A 26,412-nucleotide genomic window follows, 5' to 3' on the forward strand; every position below is an offset into this window, starting at 1 on the left:
TGCGGTGGTGTCAGCGGTTATCGATGATCAGCTCGCGCAGGCCGTTATCGTGCTCGCGCACTTCACCCGGCAGGACAAAGCGGCGCTCGGCCAGGTAGCTGTAGTCGCGACGGGCTACATCCAGTTGCGCCAGGTCCAGTTCCAGCCCGATGCGGCACTCCTCGCGCCCGGCTTCGCAGAGCAACTGCCCGTACGGGTCGACCACCGCGCTGCCGCCGGCGAACACCAGGGCGCCATCACCCTCGCCGACGCGGTTGACCATCACCGCGAATGCCTGGTTTTCCATGGCGCGGCCACTGATCGCGGTGCGGTGGGTCGGCCCGTAGGGATCCATGTTGCCGTTGGTCACCAGGATCAGCTCGACGCCCAGTTGGCCGAGGGCGCGGGCGCTTTCGGGGAACTCGATGTCGAAACAGATCAGCAAGCCGACCCGCACCCCCTTGAACAGCGTGGTGGCGTAGCGGTCGCCCGGAGTGAAGATGCCGCGGTCCGACGCCCACAGGTGGGTCTTGCGGTATTTCAAGGCGATGCCTTCAGCGGTGATCAGCAGGGTGGTGTTGTAGAAGCGGCCGTCTTCACCCGCTTCGGCCATGCCGACCACCACGCCGACGTCACGTTCGCGCGCTGCCTGTTGCACGGCGCGTACGCTTGGGCCGTCAAGGGGTTCGGCGAGGGTTGCGATGTTGTCTTCGCTGGGGAACCCCATCAGCTGGGTTTCAGGGAATACCACCAGGTCGGTGCCGGCAGGGCAGGCGTGGATCGCCTCCAGGGTGCGGCTCAGGTTGTAGGCGGTGTCACCGTCGCGGCCCACCAGTTGCACGAGTTCGACCTTCATTGCTGTTCTCATAGACCCAATCTTTTATTGAAATGCCCGAGCCATGGCGGTGACATGACCGCCCGGTGAAAAACGGTCAGAATGCGCATCGGACCGAGGCAAGGCTTGCCCGAGTATGCGTCGGGCACCGTATCAGGGGTAATTACGCCCACGTGGTAACCCAACAGGGGTAGAGGCATGAACCTTACGCTGCAGGACCTGGCCTGGCACCGCTCGGTCGGTCACCTGGTCGAGACGCTCGACAAGCCCGGCTTCTGGCTCGCCCTGGTGCGCCTGCTCGATCAGTATGTGCCGTTCGACAGCTGGGTGGCCTTGCTCTTCAGCAATGGTAGACCGCAAGTGTTCGCCGAGTGTCCAGGCGAGGATGGCGGGCCCGACCCGCTGTTCCAGGACTACCTCAAGGGCCTGTACCTGCTCGACCCGTTCTACATCGCCAGCCGCGAGGCGCCGGGCAGCGGCCTGTTCCAGCTGGCGGACGTGGCGCCGGAGTGCTTCGAGCAGACCGACTACTACCAGCGCTACTTTCGCCTGAACGTGGTCGCCGACGAGGTGCAGTTCAATGTCCAGCTCGAGAAGGAGCGCACCTTGTGCCTGTCGCTGGGTACCAAGGGGCGTTTCAGCGCCGAGCAGATCACCCTGCTCGACCTGCTGCGCCCCTGGGTGGCCGGGCTGATGCGCCAGCGCATGACGTTCGAGCGTGAATTACTGGAGCAGGCAACGCCACCGGCGCCACGCTGGCAGAGTCGCCTGGAGGAAACCGTCGAGGCGCTGCAGACACCCCTGACTGCACGGGAGCTGGAAGTGGGGCGCTTGATGCTCAGTGGTTGTTCGAGCAAGGAGATCGCGCGCAAGCTGGCGATATCCGCCGAGACCGTGAAAGTGCACCGCAAGCACATGTACAGCAAATTGGGCATCAAGTCACAGTCCGAGTTGTTCTCGCTGTTTCTGCAGGCGCAAAGTTGATTGAGTTCACAGAAGTCATTATTTATCCGTTCATCCTGCCGCCTTGTAATATTTGCCCAGTAGTGCCTCCCGGGTGACTACGTTTGTTCGATAACTGAACTTCACTGCCGGCTGTTTCGACAGAAAAACAGCGCGTTTTACCCAATCCGAGACATTCCAAGGGATTCGGCCTTCCAGCTGAAGGCCTTGCTGTGCCTGGCTTGTAGCCTGTGTAAAGACGCTGTTTGGTGATTTGTATCAAGAGTTTTCCCAACCTTTCACAACGTTTCACAGCAGGGGCGAATATTCATTGCCTAACATGGGCCCCGTGTTGGAGAGCGACTGCCTACATCCCCTTCGGTCGCTGTCTTGCACGGACTTCTACCCGCCTCAAAGCGGCTTCTTACGAATCCCTATCCTGAAGGAGTATCACCATGAGCAACGTACCTCCAGCAAGCAGCGGTGGCGGCGCAGACGCAGCAATCGCCAAGATGGAAGCCACTTTCAACATGGCTATCGAGAAGTCGGCCCAGATCACCGAGCTGACCACTGCCAAGAAGGCTGAGCTCGACGCCACCAAACAGCGTCCGCAGAACTGACGTTGTGCCTTGCGGGCGGGGGTTGCTCCGCCCGCATGTCTTGCAACGACGCATTTTTCGGCAAGGGTCTGAATGGCCGTTGCCCGTGGTATTCACGGTGGTGCCCCGCCCATGACAGCCCTTACCGCTCTGGCCGCCGTCACCGGTGGCGCGACAGCCTCCAAGCCGGTACTCAGCGTCACCCAGGGTCTGCACCAGGGTGGCCGGATCAGTCTGGACGGCGCCCAGTACACCTTCGGCAGCACACCTGATGCCGACTTCATTCTCAATGACCCGGGCGTCGAGCCCCGCCATCTGGTATTGCGTCTGGCAGACGGCAAGGTCGCAGTCGAGGCCGTGGGCGGCGAAGTGCGGGTCGAAGACCAGCAGGGGCGGGCGATCATCGTTCCGCTCGGCAGCGGTTATCGCGCTCAGTTGCCGCTGCGTATCGCCTTGGGCGAGGCGCAGTTGAGCCTGGAGCACGAACAGCCCGCGCGCGCCACTGCCGCAATCGCACAGCCCCAGAACGCCTCGGCATTCACCCGCACCCACGTTGCGCTGGCGCTGGGCCTGATGCTGATCTGCGCCTTCGCCTACGCCATGCGTGGCGAGCCCCCCAAACCCCTGGCCGCCAGCGTGACCCCCGTACCGCGTGCGCCGCAGCTGCCTTCGCTGGCGCAGGCCCATCAATGGCTGGGGCAGCAGTTGCTGGCCAACGGCCTGGAAGGCGTGCGGCTCAGCGAAGCAGGCGGGCAACTGGTGGCCGAGGGGCGCCTGGACCTGACGCAGAAGGCGCGCTGGCTCGCCGTACGCCAGGACTACGACCAGCGCTACGGCCAGCAGGTGATGCTGCACAGCACGGTCACCGCCCAGGCCGATGTCGCCCGTCCACGGGTGCGCTTTCAGGCGGTGTGGTTCGGCAACAACCCCTATGTGATCAGCGAAAGCGGCAAGCGCCTCTATCCCGGCGCGGCCTTGGCCGACGGCTGGATGCTGGAACGTATCGACAGCGACCAGGTGATCCTGGCCAGGGGTGAAGAACGCTTCACCCTGACCTTATAGGACCGAGCATGAGGATCGAACCGCGGCCATTGTTGCCGTCTTCCACCGAAAAGACCCCCTCCGTCGAGGCCGTACGCCCGCTGCAGGCGCGCCCCAACGCCCGCTTCGATGCGCTGCTGGGCAAGCGGGAAGTGGCTGGCCGCCGTTCGCTGCGCGCAGAGCTCGAGCAAGCCTGTGCCGGCGAGGAGATCAACCCGGACCTGTTCAGCGGCACCCGTGCGCTGGACCTGCTGCAGTACCTGCTGGACGAAGTCATGCCGTCGCTGGATGCCGAGCCGGAGATCCGCGACCTGGCTGAAGACCTGCTTCGTGAAGAGATCCACCTGCGCCAGTCCCTGGAGCAGCAACGCGCCGAGGTGCAGGAACCATGATGTCCCGCGAACGACACGACAGCATCGAACTGCTCAAGGGCCTGGGCGACCTCTACCGCCGCAGCGGTCAGCCCCAGCGCGCGCTGGTGATGCTGTTGATCGCCGCGCAGATGGCCCCCCAGGACGGCACGCTGCTGCGCTACCTGGCCATGGCCTTCACCGACAGCGGCAACGCCAGTCGCGCCCTGAACGCACTCGACCGCCTCACCGAGCAGGAAGGCGAGTCACCCGGCCTGTTGCTGCTGCGCAGCCATGCGCTGTGGCGCGGTGGGCGCAAGGACGAGGCGCGTCAGTGCTTCAAGCGCTACCTCAGTGCACGCAGGGCCGCCCGATGAGCCCGCTCGATCGCCTCAACGGCCTGGCGCGTGCGGCGTCCCAGCGCACCGACGTGATCATCGTGTCGTTCATGCTGATGGCCATCGCGATGATGATCATCCCGCTGCCGACCTACCTGGTCGACGGCCTGATCGGCCTGAACATCGCACTGAGCATGCTGATCCTGATCGTCGCCTTCTATATCAACCACTCGGTGGAGTTCTCGGCGCTGCCGCCGCTGATCCTGCTGAGCACCCTGTTCCGCCTGTCGCTGTCGATCACCACCACGCGGCTGATCCTGCTGCACGGCGATGCCGGCCATATCGTCCAGGCGTTCGGTGACTTCGTCATTGCAGGCCAGGTGGTGGTCGGCCTGGTGGTGTTCCTGATCATCACCGTGGCGCAGTTCGTGGTCATCACCAAAGGTGCCGAGCGGGTTGCCGAGGTGGCCGCGCGCTTCACCCTCGATGCCATGCCCGGCAAGCAGATGAGCATCGACAACGACCTGCGCAACGGCGACATCGACCAGGCCGAAGCTCGTCGCCGTCGTTCGCGCCTGGAGCGTGAAAGCCAGATGTTCGGCGCCATGGACGGTGCGATGAAGTTCGTCAAGGGCGACGCCATCGCCGGCCTGGTGATCCTCGCGGTGAACCTGCTGGGCGGCATGCTGATCGGCATGGTCGAGCGCGACATGCCGTTCGGCACCGCCGTGCACACCTATTCGCTGCTGACCGTCGGTGATGGCCTGATCGCACAGATTCCGGCGCTGCTGATTTCGGTGGCGGCCGGCACCGTGGTCACCCGCGTCAACAGCGACGGCGCCAGCGGTGACCTGGGCACGGAGATCATTCGCCAGTTGGGCGCCAGCCACCGTGCCTTGTTCCTCACGGCATTGATCCTGCTGGGCATCGGCCTGCTGCCGGGCTTCCCGGCGGCGGTGTTCTTCGTGCTTGCCGCAGTGCTGGCTGGCTCGGCGTTCTACCTCAAGCGTCGCCAGGCGGCCGAGCAGGCTGAGCCGGTGCAGGCACAGGAGGCCGAGGATGAACCCCAGGTGCCAGCGGTGGAGACCAGCGTGTCGGCGAGCAAGCCGCTCAACTGTCGCATCCTCCTGGTCATGGGGCCGGGCCTTGCGGCCAGTGCGCCGGAGCAGCCGTTGCGCCAGCGCTTCGAGGCGCTGTGCCACGAGATCCGTGGCGAGCTCGGCATCGATGTGCCCCTGGCCGCCGTGCATGTGGACGCGAAGAGCGCCGCCCAGCGCTTCGTCATCGAACTTGAAGGCGTGCCGGTGAGCGAAGGTGAACTGCCCGCCGATTGCCTGCTGCTCAGGGACGACCCGGTCAATGTGCAGTTGCTCGACATCCCGATGATCGAAGCCGACTCGCCCCTGGCTGCGCGCAGCGCCCACTGGATCGCTCGTGAGTACCAGGAGCGTCTGGAACAGGCGGGCATCGGCTTCATGCTCCCCGAGGAAGTGCTACGGGCGACGGTCGAGCGCACCCTGCGCCGCTACGCGGCAGATTTTCTCGGCATCCAGGAGACCCGTGCGCTGCTGGAAAGCATCGAGGGCAGCTATGGCGAACTGATCAAGGAAGTGCTGCGCAACCTGTCGTTGCAGCGCATGGCCGAAGCCCTGCGCTACCTGGTTGCAGAGGGGGTGTCGATCCGCAACCAGCGCGCCTTGCTTGAGGCCATGGTCGACTGGGGTGGACGCGATGCCGACGCCGCGCACCTGGCCGAGCACCTGCGCGCCGCCCTGGCCCGACAGATCAGCCACCAATATGCCGACCGCAACCGGGTGATCAGCGCCCTGGTGCTGGCGCCGGCTTTGGAGCAGCAGTTGCGCACGGGCATGCGCCGTCAGGACGGTGGCCGCGAGGCGATTCCCGAGCAGGTCAGCCGCGCCTTGATGCTGCAACTGCGCCAGGCCTGCGAGCGCCTGCCCGAAGACCGCACCAGCGTGCTGCTGGTGCACCCGGAACTGCGCCGCCACCTGCGCCGCCTGGTGCTGCGTGGCGACATGGAGCTGGCCGTGCTGTCGTTCCGCGAGCTGGCCGGTGAATACAACCTGCAGGCCGTGGGCACCCTCGAACTTGGCGACACCTCTCAACGCTGCTCCACCAGCGGCGCTTCGGTCACTTCTCTGGCGAGTGCTTCATGATCGGTTCATCACGCATCGGCGCTGTGTTTCATTACCGTTTGTGGCTGGGTCTGGCCGGCATGCTGCTGTCGTTGCTGGCCTGCGCCGACGAGATCGCAGTGGGCAGCCACGGTCGCCTCGACCTGGCATCGGGCGAGGGCAGGGTGCTGCATTTCAAGGCGCCGGTGGCCTCGGTGCTGGTTGCCGAGCCGGGCATCGCCGACCTGCAAGTGGTGTCCGACGGGGTGATCTACGTGTTCGGCAAGGCGCCGGGGCAGACCAGCCTGATCGCCCTGGACGATGCGGGCAAGCAATTGGCGGCCTTGAACCTGTCGGTGAACAACGCGACCCAGAGCGTCAGCCGTCCGCTGCAAGACCTGCATCCGGCCAGTGGTGCGCAGGTCAGCGCGGTGGGTAACCAGCTGGTGGCCAAGGGCTTGGTCAGGGATGTCGGCGAAGCCAGTGACCTCAATGCATTGCTCGACAACCAGAGCCCGGTACCAGCGGTCAACGCCGCGACCTATGCCGGTTCTGCCCAGGTCAACATCCGTGTGCGCTTTGCCGAAGTCTCGCGTTCCGAGCTGCTGCGCTACGGGGTGAGCTGGAACGCACTGTTCAACAACGGCACCTTTTCCTTTGGCTTGATCACCGGTGGTCGCCTCGCCGCCGACGCCGCCAGCGGTGCATCGAATGTCATCAGCGCCGGCCTCAGCTCGGGCAACGTCAACATCGACTCGATGCTTGAAGCCCTGCAGAGCAATGGCGTGCTGCAGATCCTCGCCGAGCCGAACATCACCGCCATGACCGGGCAGACCGCAAGCTTCCTGGCGGGCGGCGAGATCCCCGTGCCGGTGCCGGTCAACCGTGACCTGGTGGGCATCGAGTACAAGCCTTTCGGTGTCTCGCTGCTGTTCAGCCCGACGCTGCTGCCCAACGGCCATATCGCCTTGCAGGTGCGGCCCGAGGTCAGCAGCCTGATGGGCTCGGACACCACCGACGTCAACGGTTACCGGGTGCCGTCGTTCCGCGTGCGACGCGCCGATACCCGGGTCGAGGTCGGCAGCGGCCAGACCTTCGCCATTGCCGGCCTGTTCCAGCGCGAAAGCAGCCAGGACATGGACAAGGTGCCGATGCTCGGCGACATGCCGATCCTGGGCAACCTGTTCCGCTCCAAGCGTTTCCAGCGCAACGAGACTGAACTGGTGATCCTGATCACCCCGTACCTGGTGCAGCCGACCCGCGAGCGCGACCTGGCCACGCCCCTCGATGCCCTGCCGGGCCCTGCGACCGCTTCGGCGGGGCCACGCAGTGGCGGCAAGTTCGGCTTCTACATGAACTGACCGGGAGCGACCATGAAATCGATCTTTTCCATGTCGATGATCAGCGCCCGCGCCGGGCTCTGCTGGCTGTTGCCATTGGCACTGCTGGCTGGCTGCCAGACGCACCTGGAGCCGGCCTCCTACTCCCCTGATTTTCAGCACAAGACACTGGCCAACGGCAGCACCGAGATCCTGCCGGTGGAATGCCTGAAACCGGCGAGCAAGGATGACTTCGGCCTGGACGAGGACTTCGTGCCGCTGCTGCCGCCAGGTTGCGCCAACAACCTCACGCTGATGCGCATGGTCGAGCAGCCGGACGACCTGGCTCAGGGGCGGCCGACCGGCCCGACCATGGCGGCGCCCGTGGGGCGCGCCGCGCAGGTCTACATCGAGGGTTACGATCGCGCCGAGCTGCGTCGACGCCAGGATGAGCAGCAAGCGCGCGCCGATCGCCAGGAGAAGCAATGAAACGCGCGCATGTGCAGGTGCTAGCGACCGTCCACCAGGCCCAGCTCGCGGGCCTGGGCCTGGGCATCCGGGATCGCCTTGATGCGCCGGGCTTCGTTCAGCAGCGTCTGGCGTTCGCTGGCGGAGAGATCGTCCAGGGGCAGGCCGGCGACATCCTGCTCGCGGCCGGCCAGTACGGTGACCAGCAGTTCGTTGCGCTGGTGCCGGGGCAGGGCACGCGGCGACTGGCCGACCACGCGCACGGTGTCCAGGGCCCGTTGCGCCTGACCGCCGAGGGCGTAGGCCAGGGCCAGGTTGCAGCGGGTATCGAGGTTGTCCGGTGCCAGCGCCAACCCCTTGCTGAAGGCCCCTTGGGCGGCCGCTGCCTGGCCGCGCAGGATCTGCGCAATGCCCAGGCGGTTCCAGGCATCGGCGCTGTTGCCACGCTCGGCCGCCTGGGTCAGGGACGTGACCGCACGCTCCAGCTTGCCCTGGCGCAGTTGGGCGCTGCCCAGCCCCAGCAGGGCGTCGAGGTTGTCCGGCTGCAGTTCAAGTGCCTGCTGGTAGGCTCGCTCGGCCGCGCGCGCGTCGCCTGCGGCCAGCGTGGTGTCGCCCAGCTTCTGCCAGGCTTCGGGATGGCGCCCAGGTTGCTGCGCGGCATTCTGGTAGAGCGCAGCGGCCGAGGCGGCATCGCCGCGCTGCTGCAGATCGCCGGCCAGGTGCATGAGGCGGTCGTAGCCATCATCGCTACGGTTCGGCTGGCTGGTACAGGCGCCGAGCAAGGTGCTGGCGATCAGAAGCAGGGTGGACGGCAAACGCTTGGGCATGGGCAGGACTCGAGCGGACGACTGAGTGGCCATTCTAGCGACTTGATGTGTGATTTCGACTGCGCTTCATACGATTTCACAGCTGTGAGCCGCGCCAGGGAGGTAATCGCCCATGCGTAACCTGCTCTGGCTCACCACCCTGCTGCTGGTTCTGCTGTCGTTGCCGGTGCGCAGCGACGAGGGCAAGGACGAGCCCGACTGGTTCGCCCAACCCTACGCCTATGCCCTGGTCGACCAGGACCTGCGCGGCGCGCTGAGCGAGTTCGGGCAGAACCTGGAGCTGGTCGTGGTGGTGTCCGACAAGGTCCGCGGCAAGGCCCGCAGCCCGTTGCGCAGCAGCACTGCCGGCGACTTCCTCACCCAGCTGTGCGACAGCAACGCGCTGGGTTGGTACTACGACGGCAACGTGCTCTACATCAATAGCAACGATGAAGTGGCCACGCGCCTGTTCCGTCGCCAGCCCGGGTTGGACCTGGAGCAGTTGCGCGACTACCTGCAAAGCCTCGATGTGTACGGCCGCCAGTTGTCGCTGCGCCCTGGCGCCGAGCGCGACGAACTGCTGGTTTCCGGACCGCCCGCCTACCTGAGCATGATCCAGCAGCACCTCGACAACCGACCCCAGCCCGTCGCGACGTCCGCAGCCTCCCGGGGTATCCGGGTGTTCCGCGGCGCCAGCGTCAGCGATCACTGAAAAACCACCCAGGAGAAGCCCCATGGCCGTTACCCCGATCGATACCCCCGGCAGCACCCCGAGCAGCGCCGAAGCGCGCTTCGATGCGGCGCTCGACAAGTCCCAGGACGCCTCCGACGATCCAAGCTTCCAGGAGGCGCTGGTGAACCAGGCCGTGCTGATCGGCGGGCAGTTCATCATCATGCCCAAGGCCCAGGAAATGCTGAACGAAGCCCAGTCTTCGGACGACGACGAGTAAGCGGCCATGACAGCCAGTCTCGCGACCACGGCGGCACTGCCGCCGTCAGGAGGACAAGGGGGGCTCGGTGCCTCCCAGAACCTCTTCGAAAACATGGCCAACAGTGCCAAGGGCATGCCTGAAGGTGCCAGCCCTCACCAGATCGGTGAAAGCCTGATGCAGCGCCTGGACGGCTTCATCGACCGCTCGCGCACCTTCAGCGCTCGGGCCGAGTCACTCAGTCACGGCAGCCCGGCGATGCCATCGTCGACCCCGGCCGCAGTCCCGTCGCCGTTCGTGGCCACCGGCGCCGAGGGCGCGCCCAAGGTCGGTGATACCCAGGTCGCGAACATCGTCCAGTCGCTTGGGCGGATGTTCGACTACTCCATCGAAACCCAGATGGTGGTACGTGGCGCGACCCAGGTTTCCGGCTCCGCCAACACCCTGCTCAAAGGACAATGAATCGATGACCCGTCGTTGGCGAGCCCTGCGTGTGCTGATCGTCGTCGCCCTGGCCAGTCTGTTGCAGGCCTGTGACATGGACTTGTACAGCAACCTCAGCGAGCGCGAGGCCAATGCCATGCTCGCGGTGTTGCTGCGCGACGGCATCCCGGCCTCGCGCAAGGTCCAGGACAACGGCCAGATGAAGATCGTGGTGGACGAGCGTCGCTTCGCCGACGCGATGGCCCGGCTCGACGAGGCCGGGTTGCCGGGGCAGTCGTTCTCCAACCTGGGCGAAGTGTTCAAGAGCAACGGCCTGGTGTCCTCGCCGGTGCAGGAGCGCGCGCAGATGGTCTACGCCCTGAGCGAAGAGCTGTCGCACAGCGTCTCGCAGATCGACGGCATCGTGTCGGCGCGGGTACATGTGGTGCTGCCGGACAACGACTTGCTCAAGCGGGTGATTTCCCCGTCGTCGGCCTCGGTGCTGGTGCGCTATGACGCCAACACCGACATCAATCCGCTGATTCCGCAGATCAAGACCCTGGTCGCCAACGGCATTTCCGGGCTCAGCTATGACGGTGTGTCGGTGACCGCGATCAAGGCCGCAGCCCCCATGGGCGAAGACGAGGGGCAGCCGCGCCTGGTCAGCGTGATGGGTATCTGGATGCTCGAACAAGATGCGTCCCGCGCGCGTCTGCTGCTCGGTGGCAGCCTGCTGGTGGTGCTGGCCCTGGCCGGGCTGTTGGGCTGGCGGCACTGGCAGCAGCGTCGTGGTCGTGCGCTGTACAGCCTGTCGGAGGCGCCATGAGCCTGATGCCCCAATGGCAGGCCCTGCTGGGGCAGCCTCTGGCCTTTGTCGACCGGCGCCACCTGCGCCGCTGTTTCGCCGAGAACGTCGCCGGTGCGCAGATCCAGGCATTGATCGAGTCGCCGCGTTTCCAGGCGCGCCTGCAGGCGTTGATGCTGGCGCATTTCCAGTTGCAGCCGTTGGATCAGGTGTCGCAACCGACCGAACAGGACCTGCCGGTGTTGCTGCTGGCTCCGCAGGATTTCGCCCGTTTGCCGCGCCTGTGTGGGGCCATCTGGCACGGTGCGACCTTGGGCCGGGAAATCCGTCGCGAGGTGGTCGAGCACCTGCGCCAGGGGCTTGGGCATGAGGTCTTCGGCCTGGCCATTGCTCACCGCCAGTGGGGCGGGGCAATGGACCTGTTGCGCCAGCCTGACGACCTGCTGGCCGCCATCGACCACGACGGTGCGCGCTGCGTGCAGGCCTGGTTCGACGAACAGCCCGCCGACCTGCGCGATTGGCTGCAACTGCGCCTGCCGCTGCCTGTGGCGGAAGGTTCGGCATCGTTGGCCGACCCTGGCATCGTGCGTCGGGTCGCCGCCTTGCTGATGCCGTTGTCCGAGAACCGGGAGAGCGTGCAATGAGTCAGCTGCCCAGCCGTCCGGCATCGCGCATCCTGCGTGCCGCCGAGGTCCAGGCCTGGACCGATGGACGCGATTACCTGCAGGCCGCCCGCGATGAGGCCGAACGTATCCGGGAAGACAGCGCACGCTGGCTGGAACAGGCCCGTGCCGACGGTTTCGAGCTCGGCCGTGCCAAGGGCGCCGAGGCGGTCAGCGAGTTGCTGGCCGACACTGCCGCCAAGGTCGAGGCCTATCTGGCAGGGTTGGAAAACAGCCTGGCTGACCTGGCCCTGGGCATCGCCCGCGAAGTGCTGGAGAGCTTGGGTGACGCCGAGCGTATCGTGCTGTGCACGCGCAAGGCGCTGGTTGCGTTTCGCCAGGACCAGGCGCTGACGCTGTTCGTGCCGCGCCTGGAAGTGGAGGCCGTGCGCCGACGCATGCACGGCGAAACGGATGGCCTGGCGGCGATTGCCGTGGAGTCCGATGATCAATTGCAGCCCGGTCAGGCTCGCCTGAGCAGCCCGGTCGGTTCGGTGGAACTGGGGCTGGACGCCCAGTTGCAGGCGCTGCGCCGCAGCCTGTTGCCGTTCGCCGAGGTGACACCGTGAGCCTGCAAGCGTTGTTGCCGCGCCTGCACGCGCGCCTGGGCGATGCCCGGCCACGGCCGATGAAGGGCACCATTCGCAGCATTCGTGGTGTGCTGTTGCGCGCCAGCGTCGCCGGCGTGCGCATCGGCGAGCTGTGCCGCCTGCACGACCCCTCCAGTGGTCGCGCCCTGGCGGCAGAGGTCATCGGTTTCGATGGCGACGAGGCGATCCTCTCGCCGATCGGCTCGCTCGAAGGCTTGTCGACCCGCACCGAAATCACCGCTACCGGCGAGGCGCTGGGGGTGAGTGTGGGTGATGGCCAGTTGGGGCGGGTCATCAGCCCCATGGGCGATTACCTCGACGGTGATCGCCAGCCGCCGCTGGGGCCGATGCGCCGCTATCCGCTGCAGGCCGAGCCCCCCGAACCCTTCGCCCGACAAGTGATCGTCGATCCGCTGTCGGTGGGGGTTCGCGCCATCGACGGGCTGCTGACCCTGGGCCGCGGCCAGCGCATGGGCCTGTTCGGCGAGCCGGGGGTGGGCAAGTCGTCGCTGCTCGCCAGCATGGTGCGCAACACCGATGCCGACGTGGTGGTGATCGGCCTGATCGGCGAGCGTGGCCGCGAGGTGCGCGAGTTGCTCGACGTGCAGCTCGACGCCCAGGCCCGCGCGCGCACCGTGGCGGTGGTCGCCACTTCCGATCGCCCGGCCGCCGAGCGTGCCCGCGCCGCCTACGTGGCAACGGTGCTGGCCGAGTATCACCGCGACCAGGGCCGCAACGTACTGCTGCTGATGGACAGCCTGACCCGCTTTGCCCGCGCCCAGCGCGAGATCGGCCTGGCGGTGGGCGAACCGCCGACCCGCCGCGGTTACCCGCCGTCGTTCTTCTCGGCCCTGCCGCGCCTGCTGGAGCGTGCCGGCCCCGCAGCACGGGGCAGCATCACCGCGCTGTACACGGTGCTCACCGAAGGTGACGCCGCGACCGATCCGGTGGCCGAGGAGGCGCGCTCGATTCTCGACGGCCATGTGGTGCTCAGCGCCGAGCTGGCCCAGCGCAACCATTTTCCCGCCATCGATGTGCTGCGCAGCCGCAGCCGCCTGATGGAGCAGGTCGCCAGCCCTGAGCAACGCCAGCTGGCCATGCGCATGCGCGAGCTGATGGCGCGGCGCAACGATATCGAAATGCTGATCCGCATCGGTGAATACGCCGCCGGCAGCGACCCACTCGCGGACGAAGCGATCGCCCGCCACGCCGCTATCGAAGCTTTTCTGCGCCAGTCGGCGGCGGAGCCGAGCGGCGCCCGACAAACCCTGGAACACATGCGCAAGGTGCTGGCATGAGAGAGGAGCGCCCATGAAAAGTCATGAATTGAAAAGCCTGCAGACCCTGCGCCAATTGCGTGAACAACGGGCGTCCGCACAACTGGCCGCGCAGCGCCAGCTCTGCCGCGAAACCCATGCTGCCCTCGACGATGCCCGCCAGCGGCTGTGCCTGGCGCGGGAAACCTCCGCGCTCGAGGCGGAAAAACTCTACGGTCGCTTCAGCGAGGGGCTGTCGGTCAAGGCCTGGCTCGCTGCGCAGGTGCACCTGTCGGAGCTGGAGGACGAACAGGAGACGCTGCTGGGCAACCTGGACGAGGCCCACGACTACCACCAGCAGCAGGAGCAGACCCAGGAGAGCCTGCGTCAGGCCCATGTCGCTCGTCAGCGCCAGGCCGATGCCTGGGACTCCCTGGTCGAAGACCACGCCTTGGGCGAGCGCCGCATCGGGGAAGCGCAGGATGAGGGCGAAGACCTGTTTGCCCCCTTGCTGGATCTCACGCCTTGACCCTCCAGACCACCGAGGTGCCCGCCGACGCGCTGGCCTTCGAGCACAGCCTGGAGCGCCTTGACCCGCAGTGGCAGGCCCTGCACCAGCGCCTGCATCGGCCGCGCCAGCCCTGGCAGGGGCAGTTGGGCGGGGCGCCGCTGAGTGTCGCCTGGGCGTCGAGTGGTGCGGCGATGGATGAACCCCAGCTTGAGTTGTGGTTGTCGCTGGGCGACTCGCCCGTGCAACTGCACGTGCCAGCCCGTGCCCTCGACCTGCTCGGCTTGCCCGAGGGGCTGTTATTGCCGAGCCTGCCCGCGGCGCTGTTGCTGGAGCAGGCGCTGCTGACGCTGATCGCGCCGCTGGAGCACCTGTTCTCACAGCCGATCCACGTGCTCGATCGCGCGCTCACGCAGTGCGTCGAATTGGCGCCACTGAGCCTTGGCCTGGAGGTACGCCTGGGTGACAGCGCGCTGGCGGTGCAATTGCGCTGCGATGCCGCGACCTGGGCCGAGATTGCCGTGTTGCTGGAGCAGCATGCCGCGCCCATGCCCCACGACCTCGGTGGCCTGGCGTTGACGCTGGGCGTCGACGGCGGCGAGGCCTGGCTCAGCCTGGTCGAGTTGCGCAGCCTGCTGCCGGGCGATGTGGTCATGCTCGATCCCTGGCCGGACGATCATCTGCGCCTGCACCTGGACGACCAGTGGCAAGCCCGTGTGCAGCGCGACGGACAACGCCTGCAGCTAATCGAACCCCCTATCACCGCGCTTGCCTTGAAGGAGCGACACATGAGCGAACAGGGCACCGGGCCGAGCCTGGACAGCAGCCTTGACGAGCTGCAACTGAAACTGGTCTGCCAGGTCGGCAGCGTCGAGTTGAGCCTCGCGCAACTGCGCGAGCTGGGCGTGGGCAGCGTGCTGGAGCTGGCGCCGCGCATGCACGAAGGCGTCGACCTGATGATCAACGGCCGCCGCGTCGGCCAGGGCCAACTGGTGAAGATCGGCGACGGCCTGGGCGTGCGCCTGCTGAGCTTTGCCGCATCATGAGTGGCTACCAGCCAAACCTGATCGAGATCATCCTGGTCGTCGCCTCCATCGGCTTGATTCCGCTGGCGGTGGTGACCCTCACCGGGTTCCTGAAGATCTCCGTGGTGCTGTTCCTGATCCGCAACGCCCTGGGTGTGCAGCAGACGCCGCCGAACCTGGTGCTCTATGGCATCGCCCTGATCCTGTCGGTGTACGTCACCACGCCGGTGATCGGCGACATGTACCGCGCGGCGCAGAGTCATGGCCTGCAACTGGAGAACGCCGAGCAGTTGAAGGAGTTGGGCGAGGCGATCAGGCCGCCGTTGCAGGCGCACCTGTCGCGCTTCGCCAACGAGAGCGAGCGTGGCTTCTTCGTCCAGGCCACGCAGAACGTGTGGTCCGAAGAGGCCCGCGCCGAGCTGCGTGACGATGACCTGGTGGTGCTTATACCGGCGTTCGTCAGCTCCGAGCTGACGCGGGCGTTCGAGATCGGATTCCTGCTGTACATCCCGTTCCTGGTGGTCGACCTGCTGGTGTCCAACGTGCTGATGGCGATGGGCATGTCGATGGTCTCGCCGACCTTGATATCGATACCGCTGAAGCTGTTCCTCTTCGTTGCGCTGAGCGGCTGGTCGCGCTTGATGCATGGTCTGATTCTGAGCTACGGGAGCTGAGCCGATGGGCCAGGACGTGTTCCTTTCGTTGATGAAGCAGGCGCTGATGACGGTGTTGCTGCTGTCGGCGCCAGCGTTGGGGGTGGCGATCATCGTCGGCCTGAGCGTTGGCCTGTTGCAGGCGCTGACGCAGATCCAGGACCAGACCCTGCCGCAGGTGGTCAAGCTGGTGGCGGTGCTGCTGCTGATCGTCTTCGTCGGCCCGCTGCTGGCCGGGCAGGTGATGGGGCTGGGCAACCAGGTGCTGGACAACTTCGCGCTGTGGACGCGCTGATCGGGCATGGACGCAGGTTTCGTCAATGCCTTCCTGGAGATCGCCTACCCGGTGATCAGTTCGGCCGCGCTCTCCACTGCCCGCGCCATGGGGGTGGTGGTGATCACCCCGGCCTTCAACCGTCTGGGCCTGACCGGGATGATCCGCACCTGCGCCGCCGTGGCGATCTCGGTGCCGATGTTCCTGCCGGTGTTCTCGGCCTTCACCGCTACCCCCGAGCTTGGCGGGTTCTGGCTGGCGGGCTTGTTGATCAAGGAGTTCCTGGTCGGATTGGTGGTCGGTTTGTTGTTCGGCATCCCGTTCTGGGCCGCGGAAGTGGCGGGGGAACTGATCGACCTGCAGCGTGGCTCGACCATGGCGCAACTGGTGGATCCGCTGTCGTCGGGGGAGTCCGGGGTGATGGCGACCTTGCTCACGGTGATGCTGATCGCGCTGTACTTCATGTCGGGTGGCTTCATCCTCATGGTCGATGGTTACCTGCACAGCTACCAGCTATGGCCGGTGACCCAGTTCACCCCGCTGTTCGCCAGCTCTGCGCTGACGGCGGTGCTGTCGATCCTCGACCAGGTGATGCGCATCGGGGTGCTGATGGTGTCGCCGTTGCTGATTTCGTTGCTGATCACCGACCTGATGCTCGCCTACCTTTCGCGCATGGCGCCGAGCCTGCACATCTTCGACCTGTCCCTGCCGGTGAAGAACCTGTTCTTCACCATTCTGATGGTGGTCTACATCGGCTTCCTGGTGCCGCTGATGCTCGATCAGCTTGCGGAGTTCCGCGGCACGGTCGGGGTGCTGCAGAGCCTGGTGGAGGGGGGGAATGGCTGACACCAGCGAAGAGAAGTCGCAGCCGGCAACGGACAAGAAACTCAAGGACGCACGCAAGAAGGGGCAGGTCGCCAAGAGCCAGGACCTGGTATCGGGGGTGGTGATCCTGCTCTGCACCCTGTGCATCGCCATCCTGGCGCCACGGGCCAAGGCCCAGGTCACGGCGCTGGTGGACCTGACCGCGCAGATCTACATCGAACCCTTCGCCACGGTGTGGCCGCGCCTGCTCGATACGGCCGAGCAACTGGTGATCGGCATCACCCTGCCGGTGATGGCGGTGACGGTGACGGCGGTGGTGCTGACCAACCTGGTGACCATGCGCGGGGTGGTGTTCTCGGTCGAACCGCTCAAGCCGGATTTCAAACGCATCAACCCGGCCGAGGGTTTCAAGCGCATCTTCGCCATGCGCAACGTCGTGGAGTTCCTCAAGGGCCTGGTCAAGGTGCACTTGCTGGGGCTGGCGTTCTACGTGGTCGGGCGCCATGCGCTGCAGGCGCTGATGGAGTCGTCGCGGTGCGGGCCTGAGTGCCTGCAGTCGACCTTCCTGCTGGTGCTCAAGCCGCTGGTGTTCACGGTGCTGGCGGCGTTTCTGGTGTTGGGCGCGGCGGATGTGCTGATGCAGCGCTGGCTGTTCGGCCGCGACATGCGCATGACCCGCAGCGAGCAGAAGCGCGAGCGCAAGGATATCGATGGCGATCCGTTGATCAAGCGCGAGCTGCGCCGCCAGCGCCAGGAAATGCAGGCCATGGCGACCAAGCTGGGGTTGGGCCGGGCGTCGTTGATGGTGGGTGTGGCCGGTGGCTGGGTGGTGGGTTTGCGCTATGTGCGCGGGGAGACGCCGGTGCCGGTGGTGGTGTGCCAGGCCGAGCCTGAGGAGAGCGCGCGGATGCTTGGCGAAGCTGCGCAACTGGGGATCGCCCATGCCATGGATGCCCGCCTGGCGGCCGAGCTTGCCCGGCGCACCGTGGCGGGGGATCCGGTGCCGGACAGCACCTTCCAGGCGGTAGCGGATCTGCTGGTGGCTGCGCGGTTGATCTAAGCCCCGGCAGAGATAGCTCGGCTCTTGTCACCGCGAACACCGGAGCCGCCGAGGCCATGCCACCCTGTGGGAGCGGGCTTGCCCGCGAAAGGAACATCGCGATGCATGGCACCGGCTATGCCGGTGTTCGCGGGCAAGCCCGCTCCTACAGAGGCAGTGTGGCCCTTGTGGAGCGGCGAACCGCCGCTCCACAAGGCAGGGGTTGGTCAGCCGTTGTCCACCGGCTTGTACGGCCCGCCATAACCATCACCGACCATCGAGATGATGTTGCCGTTGTCGTCGATCCAGTCCGAGGGCTTGAGCGAGTACTTGTAGTCTTCCGAACGGCGGTTGTTGCCGTCGCCGATGTAATCCGGATGATCGACGCGATGGTCGCCGCGGATGCTCGAGCGTGCATCCCACTCTTCCTTGCGGAAGTCGAAGATGCTGCGATCGCCCGGCGCGTCGCGCTGGCCCCAATCGGAAAGGTAGGTCTGCAGCCACACATAAGCCTCGTCGCCGTTGGGCTTGAGCAGGCCGTCCTGCTTGAAGTCCTGGATCTGGTCCCAGTTCTGCAGCGAGATCTTGTGCAGCTTGTGCGACTTGACGTCGTTGAGGATCGCACCGACGAAGGAGAACACCCCGGAGAACAGGAACCCCACCGGCCCGAGCAGGGGCACCAGGCGCCCGGTGATACCGAACACCCCGGCGACGCTGCCGGCTGCACCGAACAGGCTGCTGACGCCACCTGCGACCGACAAGGAACCGGAAGCGATCTTGATCGGGTCTTTCTCACGCACGCCGTCGCGGATGGTCAGGCCACCCATGACCACGCCGATCACCCCACCGACCACGTCGGCACCGGCGCCGATGACCTTGATCGCACTGCCGGCGAAGCGTGCGATCTTGCCTGCGCCGACCACGCCGCCACGCTTTTCGATACCACTCTCGATGCCCTGGTGCAGCTTGTTCATCGTGGCTTCGTCGAACGGCTGGCCGTTGAGCGCCTTGCCGACATCCTTACCGTCGGCCATGGCGTCGTCGATGATGTTGTAGTACTGGTTCTGCACATCCTGGACGCTGCGCGGGATCTCGGGCCCCGCAGTGCCTGGCTTGCTCCAGATGGTCGGCACCGAGCGGTCCAGGCCCATCAGCTTGTAGGCGTTGGTGCCGAACGCCTTGTCGAAGGCCTTGGTGCCGAGGGTGGCGAAGTGCGAACCGGTGCTGAGGAAACCGATGAAGTCGTTGGCGATGCCGGCCCGCTCGCGTGGGGTGTCGGCCAGCGTGCCGCCCTTGCCGGCCAGCTGATAGATGGCCCGCCCCAGAGAGATCGCACCGCCCATCGAGCCGAGCACGCCATTGTCGCTGAGGAAGGACAAGGTCTTGACGAAGGCGCCGCGGTTTTCCGCGCTCAGGTTCGGCATCAGCTCGGTGCTGACCGCCTTGTTGATGTCGTCGAGGGTGATCTTGCCGTTGGCCTGCCAGGTGTCGCCCAGGTTGCTCATGACCTTGCCGAAATCGGTGGCCATGTCCTTGTCCTTGAGCAGCATCTCGACGAATTTCTCGTAGGTCGCCAGCGACCTGCGCGGGATGCCGTCGCCGCCGGCCTTGAGGGCCTGGAGCATGAGCAGGGTCTGGTCGGTGGTGGCCAGCGCGGTGTTGTCGTCGGAGATCTTGCTGGGGTCGGCGATCAGCTTGTCCAGCTCCAGGGTGTAGCCGTCGATCTGCAGGTTCTGCAGGAACTGGTCGGCCTTGGCCGGATCGATGTCGGCGAGCCCTGCGTAGGCGCTGCGGATTTCACTGGTGGCAAGCTCGGTCTGGCCGTTGGCCTGCAGATCGTTGATGTACTTGACGAAGTTCTCCGACGAGGTGCTGTCGAGCAGCTTCTGGCGGGTTTCGTCGACTTTCGCCGAGCCGCCTTCGACCTTGCCCAGGGCCGCGTCGTGCTTGCTCTTGAGGTCGGCGACGATGGTCGGGTCGCCGAGCAGTTCGCCGAGCTGGGCATCGATGGCCTTGGCATCGAAGATCTCGTCGCGCACATCGCGCGAGGTCACGGTGATCGGGTCGCTGGCGTTGCCATGGTTGCCAAAGCCATGCTCAGGGATGATCGACATGCCATGGTCGGCCATGCTCTTGGCTTCCAGCGCCCGAACCAGCTTGGCCCGTGGGTCGTCCTTGGCAATGCTGCCGTCCTTGATCCCGGCGCGGTAGCCATCGACCAGGTCGCGGATGGCCAGGTCGCGTACCGACAACGGCTGGCCGTCCTCGTCCTTTTCGGTGGTGGCGAGCTCATCCACCGAGACTTCCTTGAGCGGCGGCAGGCCATGGTCGGCGCGCAGCTTGTCGACGTCGGTGACCTGCTCGGCGATGCTGCTGCGGTAGTCGGCGATCTGTTCGAACATCTGCGGGTTGTCGAACTGCGAGACGATGATCTTCTGCTCTTCGCCGCCGGGCTTGCGCTGGGTGAAGGCGATCAGGCCCGGGCCGTAGTCGCCGATGCCGCCGACGCTCATGATGTCCTCGGTCGAGGCCAGGTAGTCGTCCGGGCCAGCCTTGGTGTAGCCGTCGCCCTTGGCCTTTTCCAGACCGGCGAGGGTCTGGCCCTTGGTGCTGTAGTCGAGGAAGGCTTCGGGGGAGACGTCGCGCGATACCACCACCAGTTTGCCGTCGGCCTTGGTGACCACCAGGATGCCGTCGGTGGGCGCATCGACCTTGCTGATGTCGTTCATCCCCAGCGTGCCCTCGGCACGGGTCTGCAGGTGCTGGTCGGGCAGCTTGTGGGCGTTCTTGATGTAGTCGAAGGCGGGCGTGCCCTTGGTCGTGTCCAGCGCGTGCAGGAAGTCGTACAGCTGGCTGCCGCGGTTCTCCGGGGCGGGCTGGTTGGCGGCGGCGGAGGGGACGCTGTCGAGCGAGTCGTAGCCGCGGTCGTGGGCCTTGGCGTCGTCGCGGCTGATCGCGTACTTGTGGCCGTCGTGCTCGAACAGGATGACGTGGGCGTCCTTGTCTTCGGAAACCACCTTGAGCTTGTCCACGTCCAGGCCGGCGGGCAGGCCGGTGACCTGCTCGTAGCCGGCGGCCTTGGCGTCGTCCAGTGCGACACGGGTCTTGCCGGCGCCGCTGTAGGCAGCATAGGCCTCGGGCGTGATGCCCTCGGCGATGATGACTTCGCGGCCGTTGGTGAGCTTGACCTTGAGCACGCCGTCGGTGGCCTGCTCCACCGACTGGATGTTGTCCAGCAGGAAGCCGCTGTCGTCCTTGCGCAGCAGCGACTGGCCCGGGTCGGTGAGGCCGGCGACGATCAGGTCGTGGGCTGGTGTGCCCTGGGTGTCGGCCAAGGTGTCGAGCAGGTTGTAGAGCTGGGTGCCGTGGTCGGGGCCGCGGTCTTCACGGGTCGGCACGGCATGGCCGAAGCGCAGGTTCTCGAAGGTCTCGTAGCCTGGCTGGCTGTCCTGCGCGGCCTTCTCGCTGATCTGGTACTTGTTGCCGCCGTGCTCGAAGTAGATGACGCCGTTGTCCTTGTCCTGGGCGACGATCTTCAGCTTGCCGATATCGAGGGTTTCCGGCAGCTCGGTGATGTCCTTGTAGCTGTCGGCATCGGCGGGCTTGTCGTGCGGCACGCTGCCGCCGCCGTCGTTGGCCGCCAGGACCTTGGGCTTGAAGGTCTTGTCCGCGCCCGGATCGCTGAGCAGCAGGCGGGCCTTGTCGAGGACGCTGTCGAAAAGGCCGGCGGTGTCGGAGGGGGAGGAAGGGCTGCTGCTGGAGGGGGCTTCGGGTCTGTTGATCATTGCACGGTCCGGGGCGAGGACGGCGGCAAGCGCAGCCCCGCAGCCCGAGACGATTCCGTTGCTGGGCGACCAGGTTGCGCGACCGACATCAAAGGTTCATGGAAGTCTGATCCTAGGCGACCTCGACCTTTGAAACGCACAACCTTGGCAAGTTACAGCAAGGTTTCACGTGTGTGAAAACTGGGTGTTGAACTGGCGCTCCTGACGACGCTGATCCCAGGCCTGGCTGGTGCGCCTGGGGGCTTCCTCCGGTTGGCTGGTCAACTGCGAAAGGGTGGCGGTGATGCGTCCGGCCCAGAAGCGCGCGCCCTGTTCCTGGGCCTCCTGCATGGCCTGGTTGAGCAGCTCCTGGGCTTGCGCCTGGCGTTCGGGCGAATCGGGCCTGGCCAGCAGTTGGGCCTTGATGCGCAACAGCTCGGGGCGGAACCAGCGTTCCTGGCGAGCGGCGGTCACGGCCAGGGTCTGGTCGAGGATCTCGATGGCCAACTGTTCCAACCCCAACTGCGCCAGACCTTGGGCGTACTCGCTGCGCACCAGGTTGTACAGCGGGCTGTCGCCGATCGCATGGAGCTGGTCGAGCGCTTCGCCCAGGCCGCGCACGCCGTCTTCGGCACTGCCCTGGCGGATCAGCAGAATGTGCTCGAAGCACCGGACGAACAGGCGCCATACCGGCATCTCGTGGCCCCCCAGACTCTCTTTGAGACGGGCAAGAAACTCGCGGCTGCGCTTTTCGTGGCCGACCAGCAGGGTGATGGGGATGGCGCTCAGGCTCAGGGTGTACCAGAGGCTGGCCGGGTGGTGCTGGGTCAACGCCGCTTCGACGTTGGCCTCGATGGTCAGCAGGGCCTGACCGACCTGGCCTTGCAGCAACTGCACCTGGGCCTTGAGCGAGCGCGCGGCGATACCTTGGTCGAAGTGGCTGTCGATGACGTGGGCGCGGGGCATCATCGGGAAACTCAGGGCTTCGCTGATCGCCTGGCGGGCGCCATCGAAGTCGGCCATCTGGAACAGCGGCGTTGCCCGCATGCGCCGGCCGAGCATGCGCCGTTCGAGGATGCCGGTGCGTTCGCTGAGCTGGATGTACTGGTTGGCCAGGTCCAGCGCCTCGGCGTGCTGGTTGCTGCAGCAGTGGTCGTGCCAGAGGCCCCACAGGCCGCGTAGTTCATGCTCGGTGTCGCCGAGGGTGCGGGCGTCTTCGATCACCTGCTGCCAGGCGTCACGGATCGACTGCCCGGCACCGCGGGTCAGGGCCATGACGCTGGCCGAGAGGGTCAGCAAGAGCATGCGCTGGCGGGGTGTGATGGCCTCGAAGCGCAGGCCGCGGTCGACCCAGGCGTGGCATTCGTCGACCCGCGACAGGCGCAGCCACAGCGGCACGCTCATCAGCGTGAGTTCGACGCCGAGACAGGCGTCGCCCTGTTCGCTGAAACACCAGCTCAAGGCGCTGCGTACGCTGTCGCTGCCGGGGCTGTGCAGGGCCAGCCAGCTGTCGCTGTCCAGGCGCTCAAGGTCTTGCACCGCGCGGCGTTGTTCCTGGAGGGTGTACTGCGCGTGGCGCTGGGCGATAGCGGCGGTCTCGTCATGCAGGGCCAGCTGCTGCGCCGCATACACGCGGGCCGTGTGGTGCAGGCGGTAGCGCTTGATCGGTTGCGCCCCGGCGGCCACCAGCAGCGACTTGTCCATCAGGCTTTCCACCAGCCAGGCAGCGTCCTGGAAAGGGCCTGGCTGGACCTCGACCACCGCCTTGGCGGCGGCGAGGGTGAAGCTGCCGGTGAACACCGACAGCTGACGGAACATCGCCTGCTCCTGCGTGCACAGCAGCGCGTGGCTCCACTCCAGCGAGGCTTGCAGGGTGCGGTGGCGGGGCAGGGCGGTACGCCGGCCGGCCATCTGCAGGCGGAAGTCGCCATCGAGCAGCTCGACCAGATAGGCCAGGCCAAAGGCGCGTACGTGGCTGGCGGCGATCTCGATGGCCAGGGGATTGCCGTCGAGGGTACGGCACAGTGCGAGCGCCGCCGGCACGTCGGTATCGCTGAAGGCAAAGTCCGTGTCGTGCGCAGCGGCGCGCTCGGCGAACAACTGGACGGCCGGGCTGAGCAGGGCCTGGGCGGCGCACAGTACGTGATCGTTTGCGGGGCAGGGCAGCGGCGCGACCTCGTGCACGCATTCGCCTTCGGCGTGCAGGGCTTCGCGGCTGGTGACCAGGATATGGCAGCCCGGCGCCTGTTGCAGCAGGGCTTCGACCAGGGTCGCGGTGGCTTCGAGCACGTGGTCGCAGTTGTCCAGGATCAGCAGGTGGCGGGCTTCGTCGAACAGGGCGGCGATCAGCGCCACGGCGTCTTGTGGGGTGCTGTCGATGCCCAGCGCCGCCGCCACCAGGTCGGCGACGCAGGCAGGCTGGTCAGCCTCCGTGAGGTCGACGAAGGTGCGCCCCTCGCTGAAGTCTTCGGCCATGGCGTGGGCGAGTGTCAGCGCCAGGGTGGTCTTGCCGATGCCGCCGGTGCCGGTGAGGGTGAGCAGGCGGCGGCTGCGCAGGGTTTCGGCCAGGGTCTGGCAAATGTCGTCGCGGCCGATGACGCTGCTGCCAAGGCTCGGCAGGTCGTTGCCGGGTTTGGTCGCAAGCAAAGGTTGCGGCGCCATTTCACGGATGGTCACCGGAGCCACGAAGCGGTACCCGCGGCCCGGTACGGTGACGATGTAGGTGAAGTCTCCTTCTTCGCCAAGCACTCGGCGCAGGGTGGTCATTTGCGCGCGCAGGTTGCATTCCTCGACGATGACCTTGGGCCAGACCAGCGCCAGCAGCTCGTTCTTCTCCAACAGCTCGCCGGTTCGGCTCGCCAGCGTGACCAGCAGTTGCAGCGCACGGCTGCCCAACTGCACCAGTTCCCCGTCCTTGAACAGCAGATGCTGCTGGGGGTAGAGCACGAAGGACCCAAAGCACAGGGCGTTTTCCGGATCAGGGGTATCCAGAGCGTCCAGGGCGACAATCTTTCCGGGCTTGGTCTTGGTCAGGGGCATGATTAAACCTTTATGAATGAGTTAGTTATTGGCGGTCTTGAAGGGCGCCTTTGTTGTTTCACATGTTCAGGATAAACAGCACGATCCGACGTAAGGTCTGTCTCGGTGGCACGGGCGAACTTCGACAGCCAATGGCCATTCGCTTGTCATTGTTCGCTCATCTTTCGCAAGGCACGTCGCGGAAGGACTCCGCAGCGGATCAAATTCTGGCAAGTACCGTGCCATGGATCCAATGATCATCTGGTAACGGGCGTCCTTGAACTTTCGCGAAACGATGCGCATTGCCGGGGTCGGTCGTTGTTTTATTCGGGATTCCGAATGTTTCATTCGTATGACGTTCGGGTTGCCGAATGAGCGAGGCCGTGGACGTGCTTTGCAGGACGAAGACGGCGCATGGAGGCTTTGTAAATCGCGGGCTGTACGGTTCATGACGGTGTGTGCTGAGAAAAAACGAACAGCGCCTGGCGGTTCCCCGCCATACCTGGCAAGGGACATTAAGTGTGTGCTCTATGCACGGCCGCGGCGCGATTCATTGTTGGGTGGGGATAAACTGACCCTCCTGTGGAGACTATTTAGAACATCCTTTTGTGTCGTTTATTAGTTGGCGGTAATCCGCCATCGCGAAGTTTGTGAACACATTCGCAGTTGTCATCTTTGTCATGAAACAAATGGCGGGTTTGCGGTAGGGTTTGCGGTCGCCTTTCGTATACAGTCACGCGCACGAAATTTGTTATCGACTGTTTTTATTGGGAAAGTTCGGAAGTTTCGAGTAATTGCTCGAAAACATTGCGCGGGCCATCATTTTTTTGCACCACAACAGGCCGTGGCGATAAACCGCCACGCATGACAGCACCCCGGGGGCCGGGGTGCAGAAAAGGCGGGAAGATCAGGGGCGTGGGGCGGCGTTATCGGCTGTTCAGGCCACGCCACCGTTGGCGCGCAGGATCTGGCCGTTGACCCAGCCGCTGTCAGGGCCGGCGAGGAAGGCGACGACACCGGCGATATCCTCTGGCTGGCCCAAGCGGCCCAGGGGGGGTGCCTGGGTGGCGGCCTGGATCTGCTCGGGCGTCTTGTCGGCCAGGAACAGTTCGGTTTCCACCGGGCCCGGGGCCACGGCATTGACGGTGATGTTGCGACCGCGCAGTTCCTTGGCGAACACCTGGGTGAAGGCCTCTACCGCGGCCTTGGTGCCGTTGTAGATGGCGTAGCCTGGCATTTTCAGGGCCAGCGTGGTGCTGGTCAGGTTGATGATGCGCCCGCCGTCGTTCAGCCGTGTGGCGGCAGCGCGCAGGGTGTTGAACACGCCTTGGGTGTTGATCGCGAAGTTGCGCGCGTACAGCTCGTCGCTGGTCTGCGCCAGGGGCGCGACCTTGAGGATGCCGGCGTTGTTGACCAGCACATCGATGCGACCCAGTTGCCGCTCGATGGTGTCGAACAGGGTCTGTACCTGGCCTGCACTGGACACATCGGCCTTGAGGGCGATGGCCTTGCCGCCGGCCTGGCGGATCTCGGCCACCAGTGCATCGGCTTCGGCATCGTTGCTGGCGTAGTTGATCGCCACGGCGAAGCCGTCACGGCTGAGGCGGCGGGCGATGGCGGCACCGATGCCGCGCGAGGCACCGGTGATCAGGGCTACGGAAGAGGTCATGCTGGGCATCCTTCTGAGTGGGTGTGGGAAGGAGTGTGGACTGTTGGCGAAAAAAGATAATTGCGCGGCAAGTGCGATCAGTGTTCCATTTGCTTTAATTATCGACTTGGCGTCTTTCCCTTGCGAAGCAAGGGTAGCCGCCACCCTCCAGGAGAACCCG

General features: G+C 65.6%; 26 protein-coding genes. 21 read left to right on the top strand and 5 right to left on the bottom strand.

Going from position 1 to position 26,412, the window contains the following annotated elements; translation table 11 throughout:
* Positions 1-10: 10 nt before the first annotated feature.
* The gene (locus ACTYOL_RS07125; protein WP_063543604.1) at positions 11-835 is read right to left on the bottom strand and encodes a carbon-nitrogen hydrolase family protein; all 825 of its coding nucleotides are present in this window, start codon (positions 833-835) and stop codon (positions 11-13) included.
* A 177-nt stretch (positions 836-1,012) separates the two neighbouring features.
* Between ACTYOL_RS07125 and ACTYOL_RS07130 the strand changes: the two genes are divergently transcribed.
* The 8 genes from ACTYOL_RS07130 (at position 1,013) to ACTYOL_RS07165 (ending at position 8,027) form a co-directional block, all read left to right on the top strand.
* On the top strand, positions 1,013-1,798 hold the full coding sequence (locus ACTYOL_RS07130) for a helix-turn-helix transcriptional regulator (protein ID WP_054892881.1): 786 nt from the start codon (positions 1,013-1,015) through the stop codon (positions 1,796-1,798).
* Between the two features lie 413 nt (positions 1,799-2,211).
* Positions 2,212-2,376 carry a hypothetical protein gene (locus tag ACTYOL_RS07135; protein ID WP_172964786.1) on the top strand — a complete coding sequence of 55 codons (165 nt, stop codon included), beginning with the start codon at positions 2,212-2,214 and terminating at the stop codon, positions 2,374-2,376.
* A 111-nt stretch (positions 2,377-2,487) separates the two neighbouring features.
* Positions 2,488-3,417: a SctD/MshK family protein gene (locus ACTYOL_RS07140; protein ID WP_444757709.1), complete on the top strand. Its 930-nt coding sequence runs from the start codon at positions 2,488-2,490 to the stop codon at positions 3,415-3,417.
* An 8-nt stretch (positions 3,418-3,425) separates the two neighbouring features.
* Positions 3,426-3,788, top strand: a complete 363-nt coding sequence (locus ACTYOL_RS07145; protein WP_186708430.1) for a hypothetical protein — start codon at positions 3,426-3,428, stop codon at positions 3,786-3,788.
* Entirely contained in the window at positions 3,788-4,123 is a 336-nt protein-coding gene (locus ACTYOL_RS07150; RefSeq protein ID WP_371105658.1) for a tetratricopeptide repeat protein, read from the top strand. Before ACTYOL_RS07145 ends, ACTYOL_RS07150 begins: the two co-directional genes overlap by 1 nt.
* Positions 4,120-6,261 carry a type III secretion system export apparatus subunit SctV gene (gene sctV, locus ACTYOL_RS07155; protein WP_444757710.1) on the top strand — a complete coding sequence of 714 codons (2,142 nt, stop codon included), beginning with the start codon at positions 4,120-4,122 and terminating at the stop codon, positions 6,259-6,261. The genes ACTYOL_RS07150 and sctV overlap by 4 nt, the downstream gene beginning before the upstream one ends.
* A gap of 59 nt (positions 6,262-6,320) precedes the next feature.
* On the top strand, positions 6,321-7,580 hold the full coding sequence (locus tag ACTYOL_RS07160) for a type II and III secretion system protein family protein (protein ID WP_370671064.1): 1,260 nt from the start codon (positions 6,321-6,323) through the stop codon (positions 7,578-7,580).
* 12 nt (positions 7,581-7,592) lie between these two features.
* On the top strand, positions 7,593-8,027 hold the full coding sequence (locus ACTYOL_RS07165) for a hypothetical protein (RefSeq protein WP_444757711.1): 435 nt from the start codon (positions 7,593-7,595) through the stop codon (positions 8,025-8,027).
* Between the two features lie 20 nt (positions 8,028-8,047).
* Here the strand turns inward: ACTYOL_RS07165 and ACTYOL_RS07170 are convergent, their stop codons facing one another.
* Positions 8,048-8,833 (bottom strand): tetratricopeptide repeat protein, encoded by a 786-nt coding sequence (locus ACTYOL_RS07170; RefSeq protein ID WP_444757712.1) that lies wholly within the window; start codon positions 8,831-8,833, stop codon positions 8,048-8,050.
* Between the two features lie 112 nt (positions 8,834-8,945).
* Between ACTYOL_RS07170 and ACTYOL_RS07175 the strand changes: the two genes are divergently transcribed.
* The 13 genes from ACTYOL_RS07175 (at position 8,946) to ACTYOL_RS07235 (ending at position 17,822) form a co-directional block, all read left to right on the top strand.
* Positions 8,946-9,524, top strand: coding sequence for a type III secretion protein (locus ACTYOL_RS07175; RefSeq protein ID WP_197893077.1), 579 nt, complete (start codon positions 8,946-8,948; stop codon positions 9,522-9,524).
* Between the two features lie 22 nt (positions 9,525-9,546).
* Positions 9,547-9,762 carry a hypothetical protein gene (locus ACTYOL_RS07180; protein WP_054892873.1) on the top strand — a complete coding sequence of 72 codons (216 nt, stop codon included), beginning with the start codon at positions 9,547-9,549 and terminating at the stop codon, positions 9,760-9,762.
* Between the two features lie 93 nt (positions 9,763-9,855).
* Complete coding sequence (locus tag ACTYOL_RS07185; RefSeq protein ID WP_442797965.1) at positions 9,856-10,203, top strand: hypothetical protein; 348 nt, start codon at positions 9,856-9,858, stop codon at positions 10,201-10,203.
* Between the two features lie 4 nt (positions 10,204-10,207).
* Positions 10,208-10,990 carry a type III secretion system inner membrane ring lipoprotein SctJ gene (gene sctJ, locus ACTYOL_RS07190; protein WP_197893081.1) on the top strand — a complete coding sequence of 261 codons (783 nt, stop codon included), beginning with the start codon at positions 10,208-10,210 and terminating at the stop codon, positions 10,988-10,990.
* On the top strand, positions 10,987-11,613 hold the full coding sequence (locus ACTYOL_RS07195; RefSeq protein ID WP_063543616.1) for a hypothetical protein: 627 nt from the start codon (positions 10,987-10,989) through the stop codon (positions 11,611-11,613). The genes sctJ and ACTYOL_RS07195 overlap by 4 nt, the downstream gene beginning before the upstream one ends.
* A complete protein-coding gene (locus ACTYOL_RS07200) occupies positions 11,610-12,200 on the top strand; it encodes a FliH/SctL family protein (protein ID WP_054892869.1) in 591 nt (196 codons plus the stop codon). The genes ACTYOL_RS07195 and ACTYOL_RS07200 overlap by 4 nt, the downstream gene beginning before the upstream one ends.
* Positions 12,197-13,519, top strand: coding sequence for a FliI/YscN family ATPase (locus ACTYOL_RS07205; RefSeq protein WP_063543620.1), 1,323 nt, complete (start codon positions 12,197-12,199; stop codon positions 13,517-13,519). The genes ACTYOL_RS07200 and ACTYOL_RS07205 overlap by 4 nt, the downstream gene beginning before the upstream one ends.
* Positions 13,520-13,532: 13 nt before the next feature.
* Positions 13,533-14,006: a YscO family type III secretion system apparatus protein gene (locus ACTYOL_RS07210; protein ID WP_063543622.1), complete on the top strand. Its 474-nt coding sequence runs from the start codon at positions 13,533-13,535 to the stop codon at positions 14,004-14,006.
* Positions 14,003-15,031 (top strand): FliM/FliN family flagellar motor switch protein, encoded by a 1,029-nt coding sequence (locus ACTYOL_RS07215; protein ID WP_200603539.1) that lies wholly within the window; start codon positions 14,003-14,005, stop codon positions 15,029-15,031. Before ACTYOL_RS07210 ends, ACTYOL_RS07215 begins: the two co-directional genes overlap by 4 nt.
* Positions 15,028-15,684 (top strand): type III secretion system export apparatus subunit SctR, encoded by a 657-nt coding sequence (gene sctR, locus ACTYOL_RS07220; RefSeq protein WP_063543624.1) that lies wholly within the window; start codon positions 15,028-15,030, stop codon positions 15,682-15,684. The genes ACTYOL_RS07215 and sctR overlap by 4 nt, the downstream gene beginning before the upstream one ends.
* A gap of 4 nt (positions 15,685-15,688) precedes the next feature.
* Complete coding sequence (locus ACTYOL_RS07225) at positions 15,689-15,958, top strand: EscS/YscS/HrcS family type III secretion system export apparatus protein (RefSeq protein WP_054892864.1); 270 nt, start codon at positions 15,689-15,691, stop codon at positions 15,956-15,958.
* A gap of 6 nt (positions 15,959-15,964) precedes the next feature.
* Positions 15,965-16,783 carry a type III secretion system export apparatus subunit SctT gene (sctT, locus tag ACTYOL_RS07230; protein WP_197893089.1) on the top strand — a complete coding sequence of 273 codons (819 nt, stop codon included), beginning with the start codon at positions 15,965-15,967 and terminating at the stop codon, positions 16,781-16,783.
* Positions 16,776-17,822 (top strand): EscU/YscU/HrcU family type III secretion system export apparatus switch protein, encoded by a 1,047-nt coding sequence (locus ACTYOL_RS07235; protein WP_200603538.1) that lies wholly within the window; start codon positions 16,776-16,778, stop codon positions 17,820-17,822. The genes sctT and ACTYOL_RS07235 overlap by 8 nt, the downstream gene beginning before the upstream one ends.
* 206 nt (positions 17,823-18,028) lie before the next feature.
* Here the strand turns inward: ACTYOL_RS07235 and ACTYOL_RS07240 are convergent, their stop codons facing one another.
* From ACTYOL_RS07240 to ACTYOL_RS07250, 3 genes are all read right to left on the bottom strand, one after another.
* A complete protein-coding gene (locus tag ACTYOL_RS07240) occupies positions 18,029-21,586 on the bottom strand; it encodes a hypothetical protein (protein ID WP_444757713.1) in 3,558 nt (1,185 codons plus the stop codon).
* A 165-nt stretch (positions 21,587-21,751) separates the two neighbouring features.
* Positions 21,752-24,604, bottom strand: a complete 2,853-nt coding sequence (locus ACTYOL_RS07245) for a winged helix-turn-helix domain-containing protein (protein ID WP_444757714.1) — start codon at positions 24,602-24,604, stop codon at positions 21,752-21,754.
* Between the two features lie 916 nt (positions 24,605-25,520).
* The gene (locus ACTYOL_RS07250; protein ID WP_054895048.1) at positions 25,521-26,261 is read right to left on the bottom strand and encodes an SDR family oxidoreductase; all 741 of its coding nucleotides are present in this window, start codon (positions 26,259-26,261) and stop codon (positions 25,521-25,523) included.
* Between the last annotated feature and the right edge of the window lie 151 nt (positions 26,262-26,412).

Origin of the sequence: Pseudomonas sp. A014 (genome assembly GCF_052378495.1) — a bacterium.
GTDB classification, from domain to species: domain Bacteria; phylum Pseudomonadota; class Gammaproteobacteria; order Pseudomonadales; family Pseudomonadaceae; genus Aquipseudomonas; species Aquipseudomonas machongensis.